Annotated in this window: 25 protein-coding genes and 2 tRNA genes; 10 read left to right on the top strand and 17 right to left on the bottom strand. The window is 63.2% G+C overall.

The annotated features are described in order from the left end of the window. Positions 1 to 27: 27 nt before the first annotated feature. Positions 28 to 975: an ABC transporter ATP-binding protein gene (locus tag VNS12_RS05525; RefSeq protein ID WP_325486842.1), complete on the top strand. Its 948-nt coding sequence runs from the start codon at positions 28 to 30 to the stop codon at positions 973 to 975. After that, positions 972 to 1,733 (top strand): ABC transporter permease, encoded by a 762-nt coding sequence (locus VNS12_RS05520; RefSeq protein WP_325486841.1) that lies wholly within the window; start codon positions 972 to 974, stop codon positions 1,731 to 1,733. The genes VNS12_RS05525 and VNS12_RS05520 overlap by 4 nt, the downstream gene beginning before the upstream one ends. Positions 1,734 to 1,785: 52 nt before the next feature. Here the strand turns inward: VNS12_RS05520 and VNS12_RS05515 are convergent, their stop codons facing one another. Continuing rightward, positions 1,786 to 3,072 carry a glycosyltransferase gene (locus tag VNS12_RS05515; protein ID WP_325486840.1) on the bottom strand — a complete coding sequence of 429 codons (1,287 nt, stop codon included), beginning with the start codon at positions 3,070 to 3,072 and terminating at the stop codon, positions 1,786 to 1,788. A 140-nt stretch (positions 3,073 to 3,212) separates the two neighbouring features. On the opposite strand from VNS12_RS05515, the gene argC reads away from it, so the two are divergent. From argC to VNS12_RS05500, 3 genes are all read left to right on the top strand, one after another. Then, a complete protein-coding gene (gene argC, locus VNS12_RS05510; protein WP_325486839.1) occupies positions 3,213 to 4,265 on the top strand; it encodes an N-acetyl-gamma-glutamyl-phosphate reductase in 1,053 nt (350 codons plus the stop codon). A 177-nt stretch (positions 4,266 to 4,442) separates the two neighbouring features. Then, positions 4,443 to 5,657, top strand: coding sequence for an LL-diaminopimelate aminotransferase (locus VNS12_RS05505; RefSeq protein ID WP_325486838.1), 1,215 nt, complete (start codon positions 4,443 to 4,445; stop codon positions 5,655 to 5,657). Positions 5,658 to 5,984: 327 nt separating this feature from the next. Further along, positions 5,985 to 7,331 carry a homoserine dehydrogenase gene (locus VNS12_RS05500; RefSeq protein ID WP_325486867.1) on the top strand — a complete coding sequence of 449 codons (1,347 nt, stop codon included), beginning with the start codon at positions 5,985 to 5,987 and terminating at the stop codon, positions 7,329 to 7,331. A gap of 189 nt (positions 7,332 to 7,520) precedes the next feature. Here VNS12_RS05500 and VNS12_RS05495 read toward each other — a convergent pair whose 3' ends face one another. Continuing rightward, complete coding sequence (locus VNS12_RS05495) at positions 7,521 to 8,378, bottom strand: DMT family transporter (protein WP_325486837.1); 858 nt, start codon at positions 8,376 to 8,378, stop codon at positions 7,521 to 7,523. A gap of 524 nt (positions 8,379 to 8,902) precedes the next feature. Further along, positions 8,903 to 9,436: a hypothetical protein gene (locus tag VNS12_RS05490; protein ID WP_325486836.1), complete on the bottom strand. Its 534-nt coding sequence runs from the start codon at positions 9,434 to 9,436 to the stop codon at positions 8,903 to 8,905. Between the two features lie 153 nt (positions 9,437 to 9,589). Between VNS12_RS05490 and recJ the strand changes: the two genes are divergently transcribed. Next, positions 9,590 to 11,380 (top strand): single-stranded-DNA-specific exonuclease RecJ, encoded by a 1,791-nt coding sequence (gene recJ / locus VNS12_RS05485; RefSeq protein ID WP_325486835.1) that lies wholly within the window; start codon positions 9,590 to 9,592, stop codon positions 11,378 to 11,380. Positions 11,381 to 12,165: 785 nt separating this feature from the next. Here recJ and VNS12_RS05480 read toward each other — a convergent pair. The 3 genes from VNS12_RS05480 to VNS12_RS05470 form a co-directional block, all read right to left on the bottom strand. After that, positions 12,166 to 12,561: a VOC family protein gene (locus tag VNS12_RS05480; protein WP_325486834.1), complete on the bottom strand. Its 396-nt coding sequence runs from the start codon at positions 12,559 to 12,561 to the stop codon at positions 12,166 to 12,168. Positions 12,562 to 12,680: 119 nt separating this feature from the next. Further along, positions 12,681 to 13,430 carry an SDR family NAD(P)-dependent oxidoreductase gene (locus tag VNS12_RS05475; RefSeq protein ID WP_325486833.1) on the bottom strand — a complete coding sequence of 250 codons (750 nt, stop codon included), beginning with the start codon at positions 13,428 to 13,430 and terminating at the stop codon, positions 12,681 to 12,683. Positions 13,431 to 13,448: 18 nt separating this feature from the next. After that, positions 13,449 to 14,837: a M20/M25/M40 family metallo-hydrolase gene (locus VNS12_RS05470; protein WP_325486832.1), complete on the bottom strand. Its 1,389-nt coding sequence runs from the start codon at positions 14,835 to 14,837 to the stop codon at positions 13,449 to 13,451. A gap of 146 nt (positions 14,838 to 14,983) precedes the next feature. Here VNS12_RS05470 and VNS12_RS05465 point away from each other — a divergent pair, with 146 nt between their 5' ends. Next, entirely contained in the window at positions 14,984 to 15,241 is a 258-nt protein-coding gene (locus VNS12_RS05465) for a DUF2171 domain-containing protein (protein WP_325486831.1), read from the top strand. Between the two features lie 18 nt (positions 15,242 to 15,259). On the opposite strand, the gene VNS12_RS05460 is transcribed toward VNS12_RS05465, so the two are convergent. The 5 genes from VNS12_RS05460 to VNS12_RS05440 all read right to left on the bottom strand — a co-directional run bounded on the left by VNS12_RS05460 (position 15,260) and on the right by VNS12_RS05440 (position 17,870). Continuing rightward, positions 15,260 to 16,381 carry an FUSC family protein gene (locus VNS12_RS05460; protein ID WP_325486830.1) on the bottom strand — a complete coding sequence of 374 codons (1,122 nt, stop codon included), beginning with the start codon at positions 16,379 to 16,381 and terminating at the stop codon, positions 15,260 to 15,262. A 118-nt stretch (positions 16,382 to 16,499) separates the two neighbouring features. Then, positions 16,500 to 16,574, bottom strand: a tRNA-Glu gene (locus tag VNS12_RS05455). A 110-nt stretch (positions 16,575 to 16,684) separates the two neighbouring features. Beyond that, a tRNA-Glu gene (locus VNS12_RS05450) sits at positions 16,685 to 16,759 on the bottom strand. 123 nt (positions 16,760 to 16,882) lie between these two features. Next, on the bottom strand, positions 16,883 to 17,392 hold the full coding sequence (locus VNS12_RS05445; protein ID WP_325486829.1) for a YcbK family protein: 510 nt from the start codon (positions 17,390 to 17,392) through the stop codon (positions 16,883 to 16,885). A gap of 61 nt (positions 17,393 to 17,453) precedes the next feature. Next, entirely contained in the window at positions 17,454 to 17,870 is a 417-nt protein-coding gene (locus VNS12_RS05440; protein WP_325486828.1) for a VOC family protein, read from the bottom strand. Positions 17,871 to 18,130: 260 nt separating this feature from the next. Here VNS12_RS05440 and VNS12_RS05435 point away from each other — a divergent pair, with 260 nt between their 5' ends. Together VNS12_RS05435 and VNS12_RS05430 are read left to right on the top strand one after the other, a co-directional pair. Next, on the top strand, positions 18,131 to 18,760 hold the full coding sequence (locus VNS12_RS05435) for a cold-shock protein (RefSeq protein ID WP_325486827.1): 630 nt from the start codon (positions 18,131 to 18,133) through the stop codon (positions 18,758 to 18,760). Between the two features lie 455 nt (positions 18,761 to 19,215). Then, entirely contained in the window at positions 19,216 to 19,689 is a 474-nt protein-coding gene (locus tag VNS12_RS05430) for a DUF192 domain-containing protein (RefSeq protein ID WP_325486826.1), read from the top strand. Between the two features lie 944 nt (positions 19,690 to 20,633). Here VNS12_RS05430 and VNS12_RS05425 read toward each other — a convergent pair. The 5 genes from VNS12_RS05425 to VNS12_RS05405 all read right to left on the bottom strand — a co-directional run bounded on the left by VNS12_RS05425 (position 20,634) and on the right by VNS12_RS05405 (position 23,978). Next, entirely contained in the window at positions 20,634 to 21,068 is a 435-nt protein-coding gene (locus tag VNS12_RS05425; RefSeq protein ID WP_325486825.1) for a universal stress protein, read from the bottom strand. A 102-nt stretch (positions 21,069 to 21,170) separates the two neighbouring features. Next, positions 21,171 to 21,398, bottom strand: a complete 228-nt coding sequence (locus VNS12_RS05420; protein ID WP_325486824.1) for a hypothetical protein — start codon at positions 21,396 to 21,398, stop codon at positions 21,171 to 21,173. A 90-nt stretch (positions 21,399 to 21,488) separates the two neighbouring features. Then, the gene (locus VNS12_RS05415) at positions 21,489 to 23,114 is read right to left on the bottom strand and encodes an MFS transporter (protein WP_325486823.1); all 1,626 of its coding nucleotides are present in this window, start codon (positions 23,112 to 23,114) and stop codon (positions 21,489 to 21,491) included. A 136-nt stretch (positions 23,115 to 23,250) separates the two neighbouring features. Then, positions 23,251 to 23,694 (bottom strand): PPC domain-containing DNA-binding protein, encoded by a 444-nt coding sequence (locus VNS12_RS05410; RefSeq protein WP_325486822.1) that lies wholly within the window; start codon positions 23,692 to 23,694, stop codon positions 23,251 to 23,253. Between the two features lie 104 nt (positions 23,695 to 23,798). Continuing rightward, complete coding sequence (locus VNS12_RS05405; protein ID WP_325486821.1) at positions 23,799 to 23,978, bottom strand: hypothetical protein; 180 nt, start codon at positions 23,976 to 23,978, stop codon at positions 23,799 to 23,801. A gap of 237 nt (positions 23,979 to 24,215) precedes the next feature. On the opposite strand from VNS12_RS05405, the gene VNS12_RS05400 reads away from it, so the two are divergent. Beyond that, positions 24,216 to 24,692 carry a GreA/GreB family elongation factor gene (locus VNS12_RS05400; protein WP_325486820.1) on the top strand — a complete coding sequence of 159 codons (477 nt, stop codon included), beginning with the start codon at positions 24,216 to 24,218 and terminating at the stop codon, positions 24,690 to 24,692. Here the strand turns inward: VNS12_RS05400 and VNS12_RS05395 are convergent. After that, the gene (locus VNS12_RS05395; RefSeq protein WP_325486819.1) at positions 24,670 to 24,873 is read right to left on the bottom strand and encodes a hypothetical protein; all 204 of its coding nucleotides are present in this window, start codon (positions 24,871 to 24,873) and stop codon (positions 24,670 to 24,672) included. The genes VNS12_RS05400 and VNS12_RS05395 overlap by 23 nt on opposite strands. Positions 24,874 to 25,040 lie beyond the last annotated feature (167 nt).

Here is a 25,040-nt window from a genome sequence, read left to right as displayed (position 1 = left end):
GCTCCTCTGGCCGGAGGGCGAATAGCCATGAATATGCAATCGACGACCACCGCACCGGCGGTGTCCATCTCACAACTCAACAAGACTTATGATGGCGGTTTCGTCGCGCTCAAGTCGATCGACCTTGAAATCCGGACCGGCGAGATCTTTGCCCTGCTCGGTCCCAATGGTGCCGGAAAGACAACACTGATCGGCACGATCTGCGGTCTGGTCCGCCCAACTTCCGGACAAATCCTCGTCGGTGGCCATGATGTCGTGACCGACTTTCGCAAGACGCGGGCGATGATCGGGCTGGTGCCGCAGGAGCTGACCACCGACCGGTTTGAAACCGTTCAGGCAACGGTGGCCTTCACGCGCGGTTTGTTCGGCAAGCCGCGCAACGATGCGCATATCGAGAAAATCCTGAAAGATTTATCGCTCTGGGACAAGCGCAACGACAAGCTGATTACGCTTTCTGGTGGAATGAAGCGGCGTGTGTTGATCGCAAAAGCGCTCAGCCACGAGCCGAAAATCCTGTTCCTCGATGAGCCCACAGCGGGCGTCGACGTCGAACTGCGCCGCGATATGTGGAACGTGGTCCGCGACCTGCAAGCCACTGGCGTCACGGTCATCCTCACCACGCATTACATTGAAGAAGCTGAGGAAATGGCCGACCGCGTCGGGGTGATCTCTAATGGTGAGATCATCCTGGTCGAGGAAAAGACCGAGCTGATGCGCAAGCTCGGCAAAAAGGATCTGTCCATTCTCCTTCAGGAAAAACTGCCTGCACTTCCCGACACGCTGGCCCGCATGGGGCTCAAGCTGCGGGAAGGGGGAGAGGAATTGACCTACCGGTACGACAGCAAATCGGAGCGGACCGGTATCGCCACCATCATGTCGGCCCTGAGTGAAGAGGGGCTGAGGATCAAGGATATTTCCACGCACCAGTCATCACTGGAGGAAATCTTCATCGGGCTGTTGAGGGACCGGACATGAACATTTACGCGATCAGAGCCATCTATCAGTTCGAAATGGCCCGCTGGTGGCGGACGGTTGCCCAATCGATCATCTCGCCGGTGCTCTCGACCTCGCTGTATTTCATCGTGTTCGGAGCAGCGATCGGATCTCGCATCGAATCGGTGGAAGGCGTCAGCTATGCGGCGTTTATCGTGCCAGGCCTGATCATGCTCTCGCTACTGCAGCAATCGCTGTCGAACGCCTCGTTTGCGATCTATTTTCCAAAATTCGCCGGCACGGTTTATGAAATTCTGACCGCGCCGATATCGCATGTCGAAACCGTGATCGCCTATGTCGGCGCGGCTGCGACGAAGTCGATCATTCTGGCTCTGATCATTCTGGTCACGGCCAATCTGTTCGTTGAGGTGCGGATCGAGCATCCGGTGTGGATGGTGCTGTTCCTGGTGCTCACCGCCGTCACGTTCTCCCTTGTGGGTTTCGTGATCGGCATTTGGGCCGATGGCTTTGAAAAGCTTCAGCTTATCCCGCTGCTGGTCGTGACGCCGCTGGCCTTTCTCGGCGGCACTTTCTATTCAATCACCATGCTGCCGGAGACCTGGCAGACCATCGCGCTGTTTAACCCAGTGGTGTATCTGGTGAGCGGTTTCCGCTGGAGCTTCTATGGCGTTGCGGATGTGAACGTGACGGTCAGCCTGGTGATGACACTGGTGTTCATGGCCGTGGCGCTCGGGATCATCACCTGGATCTTCAAGACCGGCTATAAATTGCGTTCCTGAGGCTTCAGAGGCTCCTCAATCCCCCGGCGTGAGCCGGGGGTGCAACTGCGTGTTACGCCAGCTTGCGCTGGCTGCGGGGCTGGTAATTGGCCATGACCCGCTCGATCACCCTGATCGCCTTGCCCGTTCCGTCTTCGGCGCGCAACTGCTCGCCGATCGCTTCCGCATTGCGGGCAAAGCCAGGGTTGGAGTCGAGTTGCCCCAGCGCATCGGCCAGTGCCGCAGGCGTGAGCTTGCGGCGGCGCACCGGTTTGGGGCCGCATCCGAGTTCATAGACCCGCCCGCCCCAATAGGGTTGATCCACCATCTGCGGGACAACGAAGGTCGGGCGGCCCAGATGCAGGCCCGCCGACGTGGTGCCCGCACCGCCATGATGGACAACGGCTTTCACGTGCTTGAACAGCTGATCGTGCGGGGCGCGATCGATGACATACACCCGATCCGACGGCAATTCATCGGGCTTGATACCGCCCCAGCCGCGACCGACGACCACCCGGCCGTTCCACAGCTTGAGCGCCTCGCGCAGGATATCGGTGTTGCGGTCGGCGCCGAACGGCATCGAGCCGAAGCCGACATAGATGGGCTGCGGACCCGCGTCGAGAAACGCCATGAATTCATCGCTGGGCTGCCAGCCGGTATTGTCCGAAAGCATCCAGTAGCCGGTGACGATCGAGGATTTCGGCCAGTCGCGCGGGCGTGGCGAGACGATCTCCGAATAGGCGTTGAGCGTCCACAAGGGCGTGCCGTCGGTATCCTTGAAGAACCCGCCATGCTTGCGGGGGCCGAGGTCCATCAACTCGCGACGCAGCTTGTTGCGCGGCAGGTTGTAGTAGATCTGCTGGACGGTCATCGTCGAATAGGTGAGGCGGTTGATCGCCCGGCCAAACTGCGGTCCGTAATAGATGCAGAGCGGGAATTCGCTTGTGGAATTAAGCGGTTGCAGCGCGGCAACGATGGCGGGAATATCGAGCGCTTCCGCGATGTCGATGGAAAAGCTCGTATTCATGTTCAGGATGATGCAGTCGGCGCCCTGGCACATTTCCCAGGACGCGCGCGCGGCGCGATCCACGATCTTCTGCCCCTGCCGCAACAGGGCGGGGGCGTTGACCAGCAGGTTCTGATTCATCGCGCGCTCGAATTGGGACTGCTTGACGAAGTCCTGCATCGAGGGCCCGAGGCTCCAGAATTCGATTCCATACCCTGTGACCATGGCTTCGAAATCGTCGGTGGTGCCGAGCACGACCGAGTATCCCTGGGCTTTCATCGCCCTCGCCAAGGCAACATAAGGCTGAATGTCACCTTGCGTGCCGAGTGAGGCCATCGCAATGCGCTTTGTCATTTTCACCTCAATAACCCGCCGCGGCCGGTGTGCACTGTGACACGCCGTGGGCAATGGGGTCATTTACATTGTCGTTACAGACCATTATGAGACCCCTCGCAGGTTTTCATTTACACAATCGGACCACGAGGGCAAGTCAGATGCAAACGCCCAGAACAGCCGCGCTTCTTGGTGCTTCCGGATATACCGGGGCTGATCTTCTGCGTCTGGGTGTACGCCATCCGGGGCTCAAATTTGTGGCCCTGACTGCCAATACCCATGCTGGAAAGCCCATGGCTTCGGTGTATCCGCATCTGGCCGGGGCGGGACTGCCTGACCTTGTTGCCAATGAAGATGTGGATTTTTCCGGCATCGACGTTGTGTTCTGCGGTCTGCCTCACGGCACCAGCCAGAATCTCGTTGCGCGCATCATAGAGCATAATCCGGCGCTGCGCGTCATCGATATGGGGGCGGATTTCAGGTTTCGCGATCCGGCAGATTACGGCCCGGTCTATGGCGACGCTCACGTGGCGCCGGACTTGCAGGCCCGGGCTGCCTATGGGCTCACCGAGTATAATCGCGACGCGATCCGCGAGGCGCAGATCATCGCCTGTCCGGGCTGCTATCCGACAGCGACCCTGTTGGCTTTGTTGCCGCTGGTACAGGCCGGAGCGATCTCTACCGACGATATGATCATCGACGCCAAGTCCGGGGTTTCCGGAGCCGGACGGGCGCCCAAGCAGGCGACCCTGATGGCGGAAGCCGGCGAAAGCGTTGCGCCCTACAGTGTTGGTGTTCACCGCCATGCTCCTGAAATTGAACAGGAAATCGGGCTCGCCGCCGGAAAGAAGGTCGCCGTCAATTTCACGCCGCACCTGATTCCGATGAGCCGTGGCGAACTGATCACAGCACACGTCCGGCTCGACAAGGCCGAAAATGCCGATGCGGTGCGCGCGGTGCTGCGCGAAGCGTATGCCGACGAGCCGTTTATTCGCGTAGCGGAAAAGGGTGTCATCCCCTCGACCGGCCACGTACGGGGTTCCAACTACTGCGTGATCAACGTCTTCGACGACCGCATTCCGGGCCGGGTGATTGTGATCGCCACAATCGACAACCTGGTCAAAGGCAGCGCGGGGCAGGCGATCCAGAATTTTAACGTCGCCTTCGGCTTTCCCGAGGCGACCGCTATCGAGGCTCTGCCGCTTTTCCCGTAAGGGACGCGGCAGGGCCGGTAAAGATCACGGCGAGCGGCCGGTTCTTGCATATAACGGGCGCCCCGTTCACACTTTAGACACCATGATATCGGGATAATCGTCCCCGTGCGCCGCGCCGACACATGAGCGCCCGAGCGCCGGGATAACAGGGATCGAAAACGATCCCGCGAGGACAATATGAGCGAAGAATTTCATCGCATACGCCGCCTTCCACCCTATGTGTTCGAGCACATCAATCCCATCAAGGCTAAAGCACGGGCCGAGGGGGTGGATATCATCGACCTGGGCATGGGCAATCCGGACCTGCCGACCCCCCAGCACATCGTTGATAAGCTTAAGGAAACCGTCAAGGACCCGCGCACGCACCGCTATTCTTCGTCCCGTGGCATTCCCGGACTGCGCAAGGCGCAGGCGTCCTATTACGGCCGCCGATTCGGCGTGAAGCTCGACCCCAACACCCAGGTGGTGGCGACGCTGGGGTCCAAGGAAGGCTTTGCCAATATGGCCCAGGCGATCACCGCGCCGGGCGATGTGGTACTGGTGCCCAATCCGACCTATCCCATTCATTCCTTTGGCTTTATCATGAGCGGGGGCGTGGTCCGGTCGATGCCGGCGGACCCCAATGAGGACTTTTTGCGCTCGCTGGATCGGGCCGTCCGCCATTCGATCCCCAAGCCGATTGCGCTGATCCTCAATTACCCTGCCAATCCAACCGCTTACGTCGCTTCGCTCGATTTCTACAAGGAAGTGGTGGACTATTGCCGCAAGCAGGAGATTTTCATCCTGTCGGACCTTGCCTACTCCGAAATCTATTTTGACGGCGATCCGCCGCATTCGGTGCTCGAAATTCCGGGGGCAATGGACATCACGGTGGAGTTCACCTCCATGTCGAAAACCTTCTCCATGCCGGGCTGGCGGGTTGGATTTGCCGTGGGAAATGAGCGACTTATCGCCGCGCTGGCCCGGGTCAAATCCTATCTCGACTATGGTGCGTTCACGCCCATTCAGGTGGCTGCGACGGCAGCGCTGAACGGCGATGATTCCTGCATTGAGGAAGCCCGCACGATTTATCAGTCGCGCCGCGACGTGATGGTGGAAAGTTTCGGCCGGGCCGGATGGAATATCCCCGTTCCGGCGGCGACAATGTTTGCCTGGGCCCCGATCCCCGATCAGTTCGCCGAGCTGGGAAGCCTTGAATTTGCTAAGCTTTTGATCCGCGAGACCGGCGTTGCCGTCGCGCCGGGCGTTGGTTTTGGCGAGTATGGCGACCAGTATGTACGCCTCGCTTTCGTGGAAAACGAGCAGCGTATCCGGCAGGCGGCCCGCGCCATCCGCAAGTTCCTCGGCGGAGCCTCCGGCAAGGGAAATGTCGTGCCGTTGGCTTCGGCATAGGCCTCTATAGGAAAGCCGATTTTCGGGCCGAACATTGGCTGGAAAATGTATGGACTTGTGCACAATCAAGCACACAATTGGCTGGTTCTTGGCCCGTGAGGGTTGACGTGTAGGTCAATTCCTATTCATGGTCGCGCGCTGTTCAAATTGCGTGCGATCATGAGTGACATTGAATCCTTCAAGGCATCCGTAGAATCCTTTATTTCCGAACGCGGCTGGACCCCGACCCGGTTCGGGCGGGAAATTGCCGGCGACCCGCTGTTCGTGTTCGACCTGCGGGAGGGGCGCGAGCCGCGTACCGAAACCCGCCAGCGGATCATCCGCGCCATGCAGACCCATGCCAGCGCCGAGGGGGAGCAACTGCGTCCGCTCCGCGTCGGCATCGCCGGGCTGGGCACGGTCGGCGCGGCGCTGGTGCGCATCCTCACCCAGGACGGCGACGCGATCGCCCGCAAGCTCGGACGCCGGATCGTGGTGTCGGCCATTTCGGCGCGGTCCCGGTCGCGCGATCGCGGCGTGGACATTTCCCAATTCCGCTGGTTCGACGATCCGGTAGCGCTGGCGCGCTCGGAAGATATCGACCTCTATGTAGAGCTGATCGGCGGCGAAGACGGTCCGGCGCTGGCGTCAGTGACCGCGGCGCTGGAAAATGGCTGCCCGGTGGTGACCGCCAACAAGGCGCTGCTGGCCCGCCACGGCGTGACGCTGGCCAAGGCCGCCGAAGCGACCAGCGCGCAACTGGGCTTTGAAGCAGCGGTTGCGGGGGGCATCCCGGTGATCAAGACGCTTCGCGAAGGGCTGGGCTCGGCCTCGATCACCCGCGTGTTCGGCATCCTCAACGGCACCTGCAACTACATTCTCACCCGTATGGGCGAGGAGGACATCGGGTTTGACGCGTGCCTCAAGGACGCGCAGGCGCTGGGCTATGCCGAAGTCGACCCGACTTTCGACGTGGAAGGGTTCGACACCGCCCACAAGCTCGCCATCCTCACCAGCCTGTGCTTTGAGACAGAAATCGCCGCCGACCAGGTGTTCGTGGAAGGCATCACGCGGATCACCCAGGCCGACATCAAGGTGGCGGCAGACCTTGGCTACAAGATCAAGCTGTTGGGCATGGCGCGCAAGGTCGAGAACGGCATCGAGCAGCGGGTGCATCCGACGCTGGTGAAGAAATCAAGCGCCATCGCTGGCGTGGACGGCGTACTCAACGCGGTCTCGCTGGAAACCAATCATGTGCAGGAGCTGCTGCTGGCCGGACCGGGAGCCGGGGGCGAGGCAACGGCGGCTTCGGTGCTGTCCGATATTTTCGATATTGCGCGCGGCACCCAGGTGCCGCCGCTCGGCGTGCCGTCTTCCCACCTCGTGCCCTGCACCCGTGCGCCGATGCGGGCTCATGAAGGCGGGTATTATATAAGGCTGAACGCAAGGGATGTGCCCGGCGCGCTGGCGGCCATCGCCACCCGCATGGGCGAAAGCAACATCTCGCTCGAAAGCGTCATCCAGCGCCCGGACCTGCGTGCCAACGAATCTGGGCCGGAAGCGGAAAACTCCCGCACCGTGGTGCTGATCACCCACGAAACCATCGAAAGCGCTGTGCGCGAGGCGCTGGGGCGGATCGCCAAGGACGGCTTTATCGTCGGCGAGCCGCAACTGATCCGGATCGAGGAGTTTTAGAGGCGGGGGCTTCGGGGGGAAAGAGCCGCAAGCGCTGCCGGTTACTGAATCCCGGATCGGGTCCGGGATGACGGCGTTGGGGGCGGGAGGGGGCTGCGTGCCTGCCATATCCACCAGAGTCATCCCGGGCGGAGACCCGGGATCGAGTATGCTCTGTGCTGGCGGGGAGTGCGCGGTAGGCGCATCTGTTCAGCCCAGCGCGAGGGTGGCCATGCCGACAAGGACGAGGGCGGCCCAGCCGAGCCGGGGGCCCAGATCGCCCTCCTTGAGAAGAAGGCTGCCGGCGATGACGGTGAGCACCACGGAGATTTCGCGTGTCGGGGCCACATAGGCGACCGGGGTGAAGGTCATTGCGTAAAGAACCAGAATGTAGGCCAGCGGATTGAGCAGCGCGACGGCGAGGACACCCTTGCGGTGCTCGCGCCATTGCCGGGCAATCAGCGCGCCGCGCCGTCTGGCGATGGGGGCCAGCAGCACCACGCGGCTCAGGCCAGAGACATAATCGAGCACCAGAGGCGGCACCAGCAGCACCGACACCGCGTAGGCATCCCACGCCGTATAGCTGCCGATCAGAATGCCGGTGCCTGCACCGAACGCCACGGACGTGGCCACGCGCCGCGCGCCGGGACGAAACCCGCCTGACAGCATCAGGACGCCAAAAATGATAGTGGCTGCGCCCAGCGCCATCTGCCAGCTGAGCGCTTCGCCAAGCAGCGCAACGGCAAAGGCGGTCGACAGCAGCGGGCCGGTGGCGCGGGCGATAGGATAGACCAGTGACAGGTCGCCCTTGCGGTATCCGGTTTGCAGCAACAGGAAATAGCCCAGATGCAGGGCGGCACTGCCCGCAAGAAATAGGGCATGCTCCGGCCCGAACGTGGGAGCGTCGACAAGGACAATCCACAGGGCCAGCGGCAGGTAAACGATCGAGGAAATGGCGGAAAACAGCCAGATCAGTTCCGGGCCGCCACCGATGCGTTTGACGAAGAAATTCCACGTGGCGTGGCAGAAGGCGGCGGTGAGGACGAGAAGAAAACCTGAAAGCGGCATGGCGACCCGATGGTTGAACGCTGGACGCGAATTGTCACGCCCGTTCCATCCCCTCTGGCCTGTTCAGCCTCGGGTGTTTGCCGTCCGGCTCATGATCGGCGCTCGGTCCGGCTTGCCCTATGGCAACGGACCGCTGGCCGTACATGGATAGGCAGAGAAAGGGTAGAGCATTTCGGTGTGGTTGGGGAAGGGGGCTCGCTTGGGGGCGGCGTGCTCGGGGCGGCTGGGGAAAGAGCCGCTGGCGCTGCCGGTTACTGGGTCCCGGATTAAGTCCGGGATGACAGCGTTGGCGTAGGAGGGGGACATCGTGCCTGCCACATCCACGGCGTTGGGGGAGGGACGCCGTGCCTGTCTCACCCACCAGAGTCATCCCGGGCGAAGACCCGGGAACCAGTATGCTCTGGGCTGGCGAGGGGCGCGGCGTGAGCGTGTCGCGGTTGGGTTGGCGCTGTGGGGCAAGCTCAGCGTCCCCCTCATCCCCGGCTCTTCTCCCACGAGGGGAGTCGAAGTGCTGCGCCTTGTGGCTAATCCACACCGAGAACGGTACGGGTGCGGGCTTCGGCGGTTTCGCCGGCGGCGGTGATTTCGGCTTCGGAGCGGCCCAGGGCGCGGGTGGCTTCTTCGGCGGCGTTGCGAACATTGGCGACAATATCGAGCTTTTGTGCATCGGTGAGCGCTTCGTCGCGGCGCTGGGCGGCGCTTTCGACGAGGGCATCGATCTGGCGCTCGATGGAATCGGCAGCCGAGTTCATGCCTTCGCTCAGGTTGGTCATGGCATCATCGCCAAGCTGAACCAGATCGTCGCCAGCCTGCCTTGTCTGGTCCATGATGTCATCGAAGCGCCGCTGGGCGTCCTGCTCGATCTCCTCGCGGCGCTGCTCCAGTTCCTGCGGCGTCATCGGGCCGCTGGAGGCATCCGCATCCGAAGACGGATCGGAAAACGCCTCCGGGTTGCCGGCGTCGGGATTGGGCAGGGAAGGGGCATCGGCGCGGTTCTCGCAGGCGGCGAGCACAAGGGCCGAACACAGGGCAACGGGCAAAAGATAGCGGACAGTCATGACAATTTCCCTCGAAAAACGGATGGCGCGGAGCGCACACAAGAGGAAACGAAAATGGCCCCGTGATGTTCCCTTGGCACGATCAGGACGAAAACGTGCAAAACCGGGCGCTCCGGCTATCGGGGAGCCCATCGGGGCGGCTATAGAAGGGCTATGAAGCCCGATATCCAAGCCTTTCTGAACGTTGAAAGATCGGTCAGCGACCGGCGCTGGGTCGATCGGCTCGATCCCGCCGCCGCCCGCATGGCCGGGGCGATTGCCCAGCAGACCGAATTGTCGGAAATCCTCGCGCGCATCGTCGCCGGGCGCGGGGTGAGCGTCGAGGATGCCGCGCAGTTCATCGCGCCGACCATCCGCGACCTGATGCCCGACCCCTCGACACTGGCGGGAATGGACACGCTGGCCGCGCGGCTGGCCGACGCTATCGAGGCGGGGGAAACCGTGGGGCTGTTCGGCGATTATGACGTCGATGGAGCGTGTTCGGTGGCCCTGATGGAGCGCTATCTGCGCCATTTCGGGCTCAATCCGCCGACCCATATCCCCGACCGGATTTTTGAGGGCTACGGCCCTAACGACGCCGCGATGGAGGGTTTGATCGGCCAGGGGGCGACGCTGATCATGACGCTCGACTGTGGCACGACCAGCCACGGCCCGATCGCCCATGCACGAAAACTTGGGGCCGCTGTGGTGGTGATCGACCACCACCTTGCGCCGGATGCGCTGCCCGAGGCCGATGCGCTGGTCAATCCCAACCGCCGCGACGATATTTCCGGGTTGGGATATCTGTGCGCCACGGGCGTGGCCTTCATGGTGCTGGTGGCGACCAACCGGGTGCTGCGCGAACGGGGCAGGGGCGGACTGCCCGATCTGCTCGGCTGGCTCGACATGGTGGCGCTGGCGACGATCTGCGACGTGGTGCCGCTCAAAGGGCTGAACCGGGCGTTTGTGCTGCGCGGGCTCGAAGTGATGCGCAAGGGCGCCAATGTGGGGCTGTCAAGCCTGGCGATCGCGGCGCGGGTCTCGGGCCCGGTCAACGCCTATCACCTGGGCTTCATGCTGGGCCCAAGGATCAATGCCGGGGGGCGGATCAGCGATGCCGGGCTGGGCGCGCGGCTGCTCGCCACCAGCGACGAACACGAAGCGCTGGCCATCGCGCAACGGCTCGATGAGCTCAACGGCGAACGCCAGCGGATCGAGATGGCGGCGGTGGAACAGGCACTGGCCACAGCGGAAATGGAAATCGGCGAGGGGCCGGGACCGGCGGTGCTGGTGACGGCGTCATCCGAATGGCATCAGGGCATCGTCGGGCTGGTGGCCGGGCGGCTCAAGGAACGGTTCGACCGGCCCGCCTTTGCCATCGCGCTCGGGCCGGACGGGGGCGGGACCGGATCGGGGCGCTCGGTGCCGAGGGTCGATCTGGGCGCGGCGGTCGTCGATGCGGTGCGCGGCGGCATCATCGCCAAGGGCGGCGGACACGCCATGGCGGCCGGTGTAACGCTGGCCCCGGGGCAGTTGGGGCCGTTCCGCGCCTGGCTCAACGATACGCTGGGCGACGATGTGACGGCGGCGCGGGCGGGAAGCGGTGTGCGGATCGACGCGGCGCTCACCGCGCGCGGGGCCAACGCGGACTTCGTCCGCCAGATCGAGCGGGCAGGCCCGTTCGGGGCGGGAAATCCCACACCAGTGTTTGCCTTTCCGGTGCACCAGATCCGCTATGCAGAAGTGGTCGGCGCGGGCGGGCATGTGCGCTGCACCGTGGGCGCAGGCGATGGCGCCAACCTCAAGGCGATCGCCTTCCGCGCGGCAGGAAGTCCGCTGGGCGATGCCCTGCTGGGTGCGCGCGACGGCCAGAGGCTGCATCTGGCCGGAACGCTCAATATCGACCACTGGCAGGGGCGTGAGACCGTGCAGCTGCGCATTATCGATGCCGCTGTGCCGGGGTAAGGGCGCGATGCTCTGCGCGCGGGAGAGCGGGGCGTGGCGCGGGTGCGGAGGGCGTGGCGGGGCATGGTGAAAGAGCCGCGGAGGCGGAGAGTACTGGATCCCGGATCAGGTCCGGGATGACAGGTTGGGGGTGAGGTGCGGCTGGGGATGGGCATGGCGCGGCGGGGGCGTGGTGAAAGAGAGGCTGGCGGGAGTGGGGGGAAGGCACATGGCGTGTTCGCCTTCAGGCCGCCCCTGATGAACAGGACGCTTGCCTTGGGTGATCGCGTTGCAATGCACACAGCGGTGTCATCCCGGCCTTGAGCCGGGAGCTAGTATGCTCTGAGTTGGGGGAGGTCGAGGCTGTGCGGAGGGCGTGGCGGGGTGTGGTGAAAGAGCCGCGGAGGCGGAGAGTACTGGATCCCCGATCAAGTCCGGGATGACAGGGTGGGGTGAGGCGCGGCTGGGGATGGGCGCGGGCGCGGCGGGCTTGGTGAAAGAGGGGCTGGCGGGAGCGGGGGGAAAGGCACATGGCGTGTTCGCCTTCAGGCCGCCCCTGAGGAACAGGACGCTTGCGTTGAGTGATCGCGTTGCAAGGCACACTGCGGTGTCATCCCGGCCTTGAGCCGGGAGCTAGTATGCTCTGAGTTGGGAGAGGCCGAGGCTGTGCGGAGGGCGTGGCGGGGTGTGGTGAAAGAGCCGCGGGCGCTGGTGTGTACTGGATCCCGGATCAGGTCCGGGATGACAGGGTGGGGGTGAGAGCGGGCCCGGGGGGAATGGCGGTACTGGGATGACGGGGCGGCGGGTTACGCGAGGTTGAGTTGCCAGGTGATGCCGAAGCGGTCGCCGACCCAGCCGAAGCGGGTGGAGAAGCCGTAAGTGTCGAGTGGCATATAGACCTGGCCGCCATCGCCAAGCGCCGTGAACAGGCGGTCGAGTTCGGCCTCGTCGGCGCAGTCGATCCAGAATGAGATCGAGGGCGTGAAGGTGAAGCCGTGGGAGACGAAGCTGTCGGAAATCATCACGCGCTGGCCGTTGAGGATGACCGTTCCGCGCATGATCGTCCCTTCTTTACCGGGGCCTTCAGGGCCGTATTTCTGCAGGGAGACGATTTCTGAGCCGGGGAACAGGCTCATGTAGAAATCGAGCGCCTCGCTGCCGCGACCCTCGAACATCAGGAACGGTGTCATTGAAGTGGCCATAGTGCATCTCTCGCGTGTCAGCAGAGGGGAACGCGGCAGAGGCCGCGAGTCAATTGTAAAGCGTGGTTAGAGCATCGGCCTGAAAGAGGACGGCTCCGTTCGATAGACCGCTCACCGCTCTAGTGATCGCGGGGCAGAAGGCGCTTCATGATGGCAAAAAACAGCGGATAGGGCAGCATCCGCAAGAGCTTGAGGATCACAACGAAACGGCGCGGGAAGGCGATTTCGAAGCGGTTGGACTCAAGCAGGCCAGCGACGATACGCCGCCCGGCGTCGTCGGTTTCCATGAGAAACGGCATGGGAAAATCATTTTTTGTCGTGAAATCGGTTTTGACGAAGCCCGGAGAGATGAGACGGACGCCGATACCATCGCGGGCCAACTCGGTGCGCATGGTTTCGGCGAGGGCGATCATCGCCGCCTTGCCCGACGAATAGGCCGCTGAGCGCGGCAGGCCGAAATAGCCCGCAACCGAAGCGACCAGAGCGATCTGCCCGCCGCCATGAGCGAGCATATGCGCAACCACCGGATCGATGGCCCGCATGGCACCGAGAAGGTTGATATCGAGGATGCGCTGATAGAGCGCGTGATCGTAATGACCGGTGCGCAGCCGCTCCATGGTGGCGACGGAATAGACCAGCATGTCGAGCCCGCCCAGATCGGCCACGATACGCGCGGCGACGGAAGCGACTGCATCAGCATCGGTTACGTCGAGGGGATAGGGATGCGCGCCAAACTCTGCGGCAAGCGACTCAAGCGGAGCGGTGCGGCGTCCGGAGACGGCGACCGTCCAGCCGCGTCGGGCAAGGTGGCGGGCAGTGGCGGCCCCGAGACCGGAGCCGCCACCGATGATCCAGGCAATTCTGCCCATGATGTGCGGTGCCTGTGGTTATGCGAGCGCGTCGAGAACCCGAACCCAGGAGCGGATACCCTTATGGTAGCTCGCAAGGTCGTATTTCTCATTGGGCGAGTGGATGCGGTCATCGGTCTGGGCAAAGCCGATCAGCAGCGAATCCATGTCCAGCTTGCGCTTGAAATCGCCGACGATGGGAATCGAGCCGCCCGACCCGGCAATAGCGGCCTCGCGGCCCCATTCATCGGTGAGCGCGGCCAGGGCCTTGCGCAGCATCGGGCCGTCGGAGGGGACGACCGAAGCAGGGCTGCCGCCGTGATCGTGGAAAGTGACGGTGCAATCGGCGGGAACCAGCGCGCGGACATGGGCGCGGAACGCCTCGCGAATCTTTTGCGGATCCTGATTGCCCACCAGCCGGAAGGAAATCTTGGCCCCGGCCTTGCCCGGAATCACGGTCTTGAAGCCGTCGCCGGTATAGCCGCCCCACATGCCGTTGATCTCGCAGGTCGGGCGCGACGTGATCTGTTCGAGCACCGAGCGGCCCTGTTCGCCCGCCGGAACCGACAAGCCGACATCGCCCAGATAGGCACTGTCATCGAAGGGGAGGCGCTCCCACTGCTCGGCGACATCGGCGGGCAGTTCGGGAACATCGTCATAAAAGCCGGCAATGGCGACCGAGCCGTCGGGATTGCGCAGGGAGGCGATGATTTCAGCCAGAACCTGATTGGGATTGCGCGCCGCGCCGCCATACATGCCCGAATGCAGATCGCGACTGGCGGCCTCGATCTCGATATGATCGGCAACCAGACCGCGCAGCATGGTGATGATGGAGGGGGTTTCTTCGTCCCACATGTCGGTATCGCAGACCAGCGCGATATCGGCCTTCAACTCCTCGGCATTGGCGGCAAGGAAGGCATCGAGCGAGGGCGACCCGGATTCTTCCTCACCTTCGAGCAGGATCGAAACGCCCAGCGGCAGCGCACCGCGAACGGCCTTATAGGCTCGGCAGGCCTCGATGAAGGTCATAAGCTGGCCCTTATCATCGGACGCGCCGCGCGCCAGGATAACCTTCTTGCCGTTTTCTTCGCCGATTTTCGGCTCGAAGGGTTCATTGGTCCACAACTCCAGCGGATCGACCGGCTGGACATCATAGTGGCCGTAAAACAGCACATTCGGCGCGCTGTCGCTGCGCTGGTGGCCAACGACCATCGGAAGTCCGGCAGTGGGGCGCACCGCGGCGTCAAAGCCCAACCCGTTGAGTTCGGCGCTCAGCCACTGCGCTGCTTCGAGGCACTCATCGGCATAGGCCGGATCGGTGGAAATAGAGGCAATACGCAACAGCGTGAACAGCCGGTCGAGGCTTTGATCGATATTGGCATCGACATGGGACAAGATGGAATCGAGCGGAGCGTTGGCGTCAGTCATCGCAGGAAAATCCCTCGTTGAGGTGGAAGTCGGCCGAGATTAGCAGGGGGGCGGGCGAGGTAAAGGTCTTTTCCCCCGCAAGCGGACGGGCGCAGCCATTTGTGCGCTGGGGCGTTATGCGTGTTCCCAAATCGAGGAGCACGACGATGGTTAGAGCACAAGACATCAAGGAACATGCCGAAGTGATCGGCGCCGATGGCGTTCACGTGGGCACGGTGGATCGGGTCGAGGGCGACCGGATCAAGCTGACGCGCGACGACAGCGGCGAGGGCGGCCATGCGGGGCACCATCACTATATCTCCATGGGCCTTGTGGCGGGTGTCGAGGACGGCACGGTGCGGCTTTCAGCCGACGCGGACGTGGCCATCACGTTCGAAGAAGAAAAGGACGGCGGCGCGGCTTAAGCGCGTCGAGGCGCCAGCCTACCGCTTGCGCTCGGCGTGGCGTTGGGCGAGGTGATGGCGGTCCGTCAGGCTGGAAAAGATGATGGCCAGGACGATGCCGGTCGCCGCGCCCAGCGCCGTATCGATGACGCGTTCGAGCGCCAGGGCGGCCCCCGCGATATTGGGGGCGGCCAGATGGCTCATCAAAAGGGCCATGGGCGTGACGAGAATCTGCCCCAACCCGTAGTTGAAGCCGATGATCAGCTCGGTGGCAAATTGCAGCACCAGCAGCAGCGCGATGATTGTCCACACCGAGGGTTCCTGGGTGAGGATGGCCCAGACAAGGATGGCCCCCACCACCGTGCCGCTCATGCGTTGCAACGCGCGGGCCATGCTGATGTGAAGATGGGCGCCCTGCATCACGGCGACGGCGCCCATGGCCGCCCAGGCCGGGTGATCGGCCCCCAGCGCGTGGCTGAGGAACACGGCGACCGCCGAGCCGATGGCGATACGCAAAGCGGCCATCAGGCGATGGTTGAGCGGACGGGTCGCTTCCCCGGAAAGCTGGGTTTCGGTGGCGCGCAGGCGGAAATGTTCGGTCGCCGCGCACACCACCCAGCCCAAGGCGGCGACGATGGCGGTGGCGGCGGTCCGCTCGAACACCACCGAGACCGAATCGGCGGGGGCCATGGCGGCGCCGGCGGCGAAAACGAAGATCAGCGCGCCCGGCGCCCCGAACCCGCCGCTGACCGTGGCAAAAAAGAACGCCCCGCAGCTGAGCGCCAGAATGGCGAGCTGGATCTCGATGGGCACGCCCAGCCAGGAAATAGCCGACATGCCCAGCACCGCAAGGGTTTGCAGCAGGGCGCAGCGCAGCACGATGCCATTGCGCTGCTGGGCCGGAGCGAATCGCCCGAACAGCGCCACCAGCGCCCCGAGCGCGCCAAACCCGATGAGATCGGCCCAGGGCGAGAGCAGAATGAGGGGCAGGGCGATGCCGGCGGTGATCGAGGCCTGCAGCCCGGCCAGCGCGGAATTGCGCAGCGAGGGCTGGCTGGTGATCGTGAGGCTATCGCGCACCTGGTGGGGGTGCAGCAGATGGCGAAGGGCCCCCAGGCGGCTGGTCTTGTGGCTCTTTTCGGAAGGATCGGGTTCGGTCATCAATAGGCAAGACCGCCATCGGAGCGGCGGCTCTTCTGTGTGAGGGCAATTCGAGGATGCCGCGCAAATCGCCGTTTCGCAAGACGGGCCGCGCCGATCATCGATGGAAATGGGAATATGGCGCGCCCTACGGGACTCGAACCCGTGTTACCGCCGTGAGAGGGCGGCGTCCTAACCGCTAGACGAAGGGCGCTAGCTCAGATGATCGTTTCGGCAGGTCCCGCAGGGCTGCCCCGATCATGTATCGGCGGCATTGATATCGGCTCGCGCCGCCCAAGGCAACCAGAAAACTTGAGAAGAAAGTGGCGCGCCCTACGGGAATCGAACCCGTGTTTCCGCCGTGAAAGGGCGGCGTCCTAACCGCTAGACGAAGGGCGCTCCATGCTGAGGTGCCGGTGGGAGGCTCGGAGAGCTTTTCCCTAGGGCGTTTCAGCCAATGAACGGGTGTATAGGGGCGAGCCGCAGAATGCGCAATACCCTAAATGGAAAAATCTTTTGATATCAACAGCCGCTGAAGGTTACCGGGCCGCGATTGCCTTTCGGGCGGTCGCGCACATCGACGTGGATGAAGTTCTGCCCCGGATAGCACCCAAGCCCGCCAACCAGCCCGTTATTGCGCGCATAATCGATGAGTCGCGATTTGGGGACGCCGGGAATGTAGAAATCGGCAGCCATGCATTTGGTGTGCAGCGAGGCTTCGGCACCGCCCACCGACGCGTTGTGCGAGGCGGTGCGATAACCCGAATTCATGACGACCTTCTTGCCGAAATGGCCCTCGAAATCCCAGATCAGCAGGCGCAGCTTGGGTGAGAGGCACAGGGCGTTGACATTGGAATGGGAGACATAGGTGCCCCAATCGGTGCGCAAACCGTTGTAACCGGTGCCGCTTCCCGAAGCGAACATGGCCATCGGAGCGCAGGCGCCCAAAAGGCTCACCATGACGATCAGACTGGACAGTAACCGCATAAATACCACTTCCGCGTTGGGGGTGATCTCCCAAACCACGGACATGAAAATACCGGCGGTTGCCTAACCGCCGGTCAATTTGTGTGGTTAATGTCCGGTTACCCGTTTACCACGTGCCGGTGTTGGCCATGGAGGCCCAGGGCTCCTGGGGATCGAGGTTGCCCTCCTGGAGCAACTCGACGGAAATGCCGTCCGGCGACTTGACGAACGCCATGTGACCATCGCGTGGAGGGCGGTGAATGGTGTAGCCCATGTCCATAAGGTGCTGGCAGAGCGCATAGATATCGTCGACGCGATAGGCCAGATGCCCGAAATTGCGTCCGCCGGTGTAGTCTTCGGGATCCCAGTTGAAGGTCAACTCGACCTTGGCGCTTTCATCGCCCGGGGCGTGCAGGAAAATGAGCGTGAACCGCCCTTTTTCGTTCTCGATGCGGTGCGATTCCACCAGACCCAGCCCCTCGCAATAAAAGCGCAGGCTGTCGTCGACGTTGGAAACGCGCACCATGGTGTGAAGATATTTCAAGGCCAAGGCTCCGGCTTGTCTGAATCAGGGCCCGACGCATGGCGGCGACGGGCAGGCGGTAACGCTAGCAGAAGCACCCGGCAAACGCCAAGATGCGGACGTCCGCGACGCCATGATGCAACATTGAGCGACAATATGGTTAATAGTCGTCAATAAAATGATGAATGGTCCTTAACTTTTGCTTTTGAATCGGCCAGACTGCCAGTGATTGTAAAGAGTACCCGCATTCTGCGGGGCCGTGTGTGGAAAAGGCGTTGAGCATGGGGGCGAAAGACACTTCCGGCACCGGAGCGCATCTTCAGGGGGAGACGCGCAGCGATGCGCACCCCCATGGGACCGGACAAGACTACCAGACTGCGGCGGGAGGCGATCTCGACGTCATCGAACTCGCGGGAACCATCAAATGGTTCGACGCGGGCAAGGGGTTTGGGTTCATCGTGCCCGACGGGGGCGGGGCGGACGTGCTGTTGCATGTCACCTGCCTGCGGCGCGACGGCTACCAGACTGCCTATGAAGGCGCGCGCATTGTGGTCGAGGCGCTGAACCGTCCCGGCGGATTGCAGGCGTTCCGCATCGTCTCCATGGACGAATCGACGGCCCGCCATCCGGCACAGATGCCCGAGGCCCGCACCCATGTGCAGGTGGAGCCGACCTCCAAGCTCGAACGGCTGGAAGTGCGGTGGTTCAACCGCGTGCGCGGATTTGGGTTCCTCTCGGCGGGCGACGGGCACCCGGACATCTTCATCCACATGGAAACGCTGCGCCGCTTCGGCATCACCGAATTGCGCCCTGGCCAATTCGTGCTCGCCCGCTACGGTGACGGCCCCAAGGGTCTGATGGTCGCCGAAATCCGGCCCGATGGATGGGGCGACGCGCCATCGTCGCATTGACGCGCCGTCGTTGCAGGTGAGGGGAGGCGCGCGTTTCTGGGCGCGTCCGGGAAAAGCCGAACGGGTTTTTCAATTTTGGCGCGAAGGGGGCTGCGCGGCCGCAACGCGCAGCGCAAGGGAAGCGCGATAAAATGACGTGTGGGAGCTAGGTCCTTCAGATCAGGAATCGCCCGGCAACAGGATGCCTCTTTCTTGCGGTGGAATTCGCTGGACTGTGCGGGAGCACCGTGGCGTAGGCTCGCGCAGAGCGGTACGCTCTTTCGTGGTGGGCATTGCGCGGGCTTATGGGCGCTGCGGAGGCGTATGTCGCCCGGTTATCCTGGTGGTTGATCCATTGATTCCGCGATAAAGGGTGGGGACGGTCAGTTGCGGACTTTTCCCCTGTCGGATTGGATGCAATGGTGGCAGAAGCGCCGCCAAGGCCTTTTGCCGACTCAAGAAACGGGGCAGGATCAATGCCAGCCATTCGCACAATTTTCGCCGCCGCGCTGATCTCGGCTTTCGCCTTTCTGCCCGCGTCGGGGCAAGACGGCGAAGACATCGCGATCATCCATTCGGGTAGTGAGAGCTATCAATTTTCGATCGAGATTGCCGATACGCCGGAAGCTACCGCGCGGGGCCTGATGTTCCGCGAAGACCTGGCTCCGGACGCCGGGATGCTGTTTGATTTCTTCGAGGAACGCCCGGCCAGCTTCTGGATGCAGAACACGCTGATCCCCCTCGACATGCTGTTCATCAAGGCGGATGGCGAGATCGTTCGCATCCATGAAAACGCCATTCCCATGGACCGCACCGGCATCCCATCGGGCCAGCCGGTGCGCTTCGTGCTGGAAATTGCCGGCGGACGCTCTGCCGAACTGGGATTGGCTGCCGGTGACAGGCTGGAGCATCCTCGCGTGGAGGCGGAAGAGCCAGCGGGCGGGCTTTAGGGGCGCGGGCATAGCTCTATCACGGAGCATACTGGACCCCGGATCGGGTCCGGGGTGACAGGTTGGGGGTGGGGAAACGTGGTGCCGTGATCGGCGTCGCTGTCTGGTACTTGGATGCTCGGGGATCAGCCGCATGCCTCCAATCCGCCCTTCACGCCCGGACATCTCCATACCACTGTCATTTTAGCTGTCGCTCCCTGACGTTGCCCAATCCCGAGCGCTGTCATCCCGGACGTGATCCGGGATCCAGTAACCGGCAGCGATGGGATGTTGCTTCGACGCCAAAGACTGCGCGAAAGAAGCGCGCCGGAAGGGGATGCGGGCGGCGCGTTTAAGTGATTCAAAAGGGCAGGGCTTGCGCTTAAGCGCTTGATCATAGTGGCTATCAGCCGGCGCGAGAGCTGGGGGTAGTGCTGGCCGTCAGCACCTCGGGGGTCTTCGTCTCTGGCTCTGAGCATACTGGACCCCGGATCGGGTCCGGGGTGACAGGTTGGGGGTGGGGAAACGGGGGGCCGTGATCGGCGTCGCTGTCTGGTACTTGGATGCTCGGGGATCAGCCGCATGCCTCCAACTCCTGTAATCCGCCCTTCACGCCCGGATATCTCCATACCACTGTCATTTTAGCTGTCGCTCCCTGACGTTGCCCAATCCCGAGCGCTGTCATCCCGGACCTGATCCGGGATCCAGTAACCGGCAGAGATCGGGCTCAGCGCACCCCTCATCCCCGACCCTTCTTCGTCTCAAATCGCTCCACTGGAGCTATTTGTGGCTGCGCTATCGCCTCGAAGTCCCTCAAGGGGAAAAGGGGGATCGTCCGTAGGACGAGACGGATGAGGGGGCGCTACAGCTTGACGCGCCCAGACGCGCACCGGCAAGGATCGGGCGGCGCGGTTGGGTGAATCAAAAGATCGAGGTTTGCGCTCAAGCGCTTGATTATAAAGCGTTTAGCGAACGACGAGGACCGGGACGGTGCTGGAGGTCAACACTTCGGTGGTCTGGCTGCCGAGCAGCATCTTGCGGATGCCGCGGCGGCCGTGGGAGGCCATGACGATCAGGTCAGCGCCGATGTCCTGCGCGGTTTCGACAATGGCATCAGCCGCATAGCGGTTGGGGATGTGCTTTGTCTCGCACTCGACGCCGGTTTCATCGGCAAAGCGCTTGGCCTCAGCGAGGATATCCTTGACCGTAGCGCGGATCGCGGCGTCGTATTCGGCGATCGCGGTCGCTCCTGCCGTGGCAAGCGCGCCGGCGGCCCACATGTCGGTGACGGTGACCACGGTGACCCTGGCACCGAGCTGCTTGGCCAGCTTCAATCCGTGATCGAGGCCCTTGGTGGACAGTTCCGAACCATCGGTGGCGATGAGGATATGCTTGTACATCGATTTCTCCTGCTTTGGCTTTTGGATATCAAAGCGCATCGGCAAGGGTTGCACGTTGACCCAAATCAAGGGAAGCGGGAATTTTCCGGTGCTTAGCCGGTTTCAGTGGGGGCCGGACACCGGTTTGCCCGAAAGCGAGGGCAGCGCCATCAATTCGCGCACGCGCCGCGCGACCAGTTTGCGCAATTGCCGTTCGCTTCGGGCAGCGGGGGCGGCGATGGCATAAGAGGCGATTGTGGTCGAGCCCGCGTCATCGCTCACGCTCGCAGCGAACGACACCAGGCCGGTGGCCGGATCATAATGCAGATGGGCAATGCGAAGCTCGTGCACGCTGACAATCCCGCTTGGTCGGACAGGATATCATCGCGCACGAATATGGTGGTGTGGTGATCCGTTTGGGGCGGCGTGATGGTTATTGCGTCACAACAGATCCGGGTGCTGGCGGGGGGAAATGTCCTCAACAAGGGGGGCGGTCTGGCGCTCGATCATGCGGCGGACGCGCGGGGGTTCGGTGCCCTGATGCAGATCGAGCAGGAGTTTTGAGTTTTCCGCATCGGTCTTGGTGCGCCGCTGCTGGTGGCGGATGTAATCAACCCATGTGGGGACGTGATAGCTCTCCGACCAGATATCGGGGCGTTCCAGATCGCGCAAAAGCGTCCAGCGGCGCGCGCCGTCGCGGATGCGGATGCGGCGGCGCTTGGCCATGACGGCGAGGAAAGCGGGAATGTCCTCCTCGGCAATGCTGTAGTCGATCTTGACCACGATAGGGCCGCTGCGCAGGCGGATATCGACGCGCAGGGTCGGCTCGTGAAAGCTGTCGGAGGGATCGAAATTGACGTCGCTGAATTCGGGCAGGGCGAATTTCAGGCCAATGGCGGCGCAGCCCAGAAGAACGGCACCGGCTCCCAAAAGCGCGATGTCGGGCCCAAAGCTGTCAGCGAACGAGCCCCAGACCCAGCTGCCGGCGGCCATGCCGCCAAAGGTGGCGGTCTGATAGAGCGAAAGGGCGCGGCCAACCACCCAGCGCGGGGTGGACAGCTGGATGGTGACATTGAACAGCGACAGTGCCAGCACCCAGCAGGCCCCGGCTGGCACGAGCGCCAGATGGCTGAACAGCGCGTCGCGGCTCAGGCCCAGACCGGCGCAGCTGATCGCGAAACCGATGCAGGCGAGCCGCACGATGATCTCGTTGGGGAATTTTTCGCGCACGCGGGCGTTGAGAATTGCGCCGCCAATGGCCCCGGCGCCGAAACAGCCCAGCATGGTGCCATAGGTGAACGCGCCGCCAGAGACATATTCGCGGGCGACCGAAGGCAACAGCGCCAGAATGCTGATCGCGGCCAGCCCGAACACAAAACCCCGGAACAGAACGGTGAGCAGTTGCGGCGACATGGCGACATAGCGCACGCCGGCCAGCATCGCGCCGCCAAACCGCTCGCGCGGCAGGGTCTGCTTGGCATAGTCCGGCTGCCAGCGGAACAGGGCGATGAGCAGCGGGATATAGCTGATGGCGTTGAAGGCGAAGGCGGCAAACGCACCGGCGATCGCAACGATGGCCCCGCCAACGGCCGGGCCGACGCTGCGCATGAGGTTGAACCCCATGCTGTTGAGGGTGATGGCCGAGGGCAGATCGGACCGCGGCACGATATCGCCCATGGACGCCTGCCAGGACGGGTTGTGCAGCGCGGTGCCGCAGCCGATGAGGAAGGTGAAGCCGAGCAGCAGCCAGGGGCTGAGCAGGCCGAAAAACGTGAAGATGGCCAGGATGAACGAGACCAGCATCATCAGGGACTGGGCGACCAGCATGATGCGGCGGCGGTTGAAATTGTCGGCCAGGGCCCCGGCGGCGATCGAAAAGATCATGATGGGCAGGGTGGTGGCCCCCTGAACCAGCGCCACCAGATTGTGGGAGTCCGAAATGGTGGTCATCATCCACCCGGCCCCGACACCCTGCACCAGCCCCCCAAGATTGGACGCCAGGGTCGCGGACCAGAGATTGCGGAATGTATCGTGTTTGAAGGGGGCTAGGGTCGATGCACGGGGCAACGTTATTCTCCAGACGGCAGGACGGACTCAAAACAGCATCGGCCTTGCAGTGTAGAGACAAGAAAAAATCGCGCCAGCCCGTGGACCGGTGCAAAACCCCGTTGGGTGGAAAAAAATCTGGCAAACGGGCGGGCGGTTACAGGTCGGGATCGATCAGGGCCAGGCCCGACTCGGGATGAAACCGCTTGCGCAGGTGCAGGGGAGATTCGGTAAGGACGATTTCAAGGGTGGGGCGGACAAGGGCGCTTTGCAGATGCCCGGCCATGGCCGATCCATCGCGCCGGCCCAGAACCGCATGGACGTGAATGGCGGGATTGCCGTCCGGGCCAAGGGCGATATCGCCGGTGAGGGACGCAACCTCCACCTGCTCATCGACCTCGATGGGGAGATAGCGTTTTTCCTCCCAGTCGAAAAACGCCAGCGTGGCGCGCGACAGGGCGCCAATGGCCTTGAAACTGGCGGCGCGCAATTCTTTTTCAGCGGCGAAACTCTTGAGGCAGGCCATGACTTCATCGCCGGTTTCCAGAATGACCGCATAGGTCTGGGCACCGTCGGCGCTGTGAATGAGTTTGCTGTCCATGACGTTCGCTCCCGATAGTGCTGCACAGGCTAACCGCTGGAGGGGACATCGGGTTCCCCATGGGCGCACCCCGCCGGGGCGGGGCACGAAACCGACAACCGGGATCAGAGACCCGGTTCGAGCGGCGGCAGTGTGTCGCTCGACACCGCGGCAGGGGCCGCAGGATCGATGACGGGCGGCGGCGGCGCGGCGAAATCGGCCTGGGGCGCATCGGTGGTGCGGCTACAGGCGGCCATCGAGACGGCGGCGATCAGCGCCAGAGGCAGCATCAGGTGTTTTTTCATGACTGGTCCCATGTTCAGAAGATGGACGATCCAACCGGATCACGGGTTCGTTACCGGCGAAGTGGGGCGACCGGCGGGCACTGGCAAGGCGATTGTGTGCCGTTTTCGGGGCTCTGCTTGCAATCGCGGGGCGTATTGCCGACAAGATGGGTCAGGTGTTCCGGGACACGCTCCGGGCGCTTCGACAGGGTATTGCGCCCCCGCAAAGCTGGGTCGCCTGCGACGGGGAGGATTGGTATGAGCCGTGCGTTTGTCAGGGAAATCGATGATGCGCCGCCACCGCCGACGCCGGAGCGGCCGATCAGCGCTGCGCCCAATCTGGTGACCAAACGCGGGGCAAGCCTCATCGAAGCCAAGATTGAGCGGCTGACCCGCGCACTGCCGGGCCTTTCGGGGGCGGACGAAGAGCTTGCCCAGCGCGACCTGCGCTATTGGGAAAACCGCCGGGCCTCCATGCAGATCATCGAGCGCGCGCCGGGCGACGCCAGTGTCGGGTTCGGAGCCGAGGTGACGCTTCTGCGCGCGGGGAAACAGCAGGTGCTGCGCATCGTGGGCGAAGATGAAGCCGATCCGGCCACGGGCTATTTGGCGTGGACCGCGCCGCTGGCACGGGCACTCGACGAGGCCGAGGCGGGGGAAAGTGTGGAATTTGAAGCCGGAGGCCGGACCGAGGACATCGAAATCCTCAAGGTCACTGCGATTCAGGGGGCGTAGCTTGCGGTCTGGGAGCGCGCATCTCGTGGCGCATGGTGACGATTATGTCGTCGACAGTGACGTGGGCCTCGGGATGGCGGGCCAGCAGGGCGCGGGCTTCCGTGTCGAAGTCGATGGTGCGGCGGCCTGAAAGAGCGTCGCGCACGCGATCGGCAATATCGACGGCAAGCAAGAGTTTCATCGCACATGCTCCCTGTGGCCTTGCGGGGCGCGGCGGTGGATCGGTTATCGCGGCAAAGCCTCGGATCGCCACCCGTTTGCCGGGCACAGCCGCCCGGGCCGCACACTGGCCTTGACCGATTAAACGACAAGCGGTTGCGCTGAGTCAATAAAGAGCGGGAAGACGCG

Origin of the sequence: Pelagibacterium sp. (genome assembly GCF_035555455.1) — a bacterium.
GTDB lineage: Bacteria > Pseudomonadota > Alphaproteobacteria > Rhizobiales > Devosiaceae > Pelagibacterium.
The sequence above is the reverse complement of the archived record's forward strand: the minus strand, read 5'-3'. Positions and strand labels throughout refer to the sequence as shown.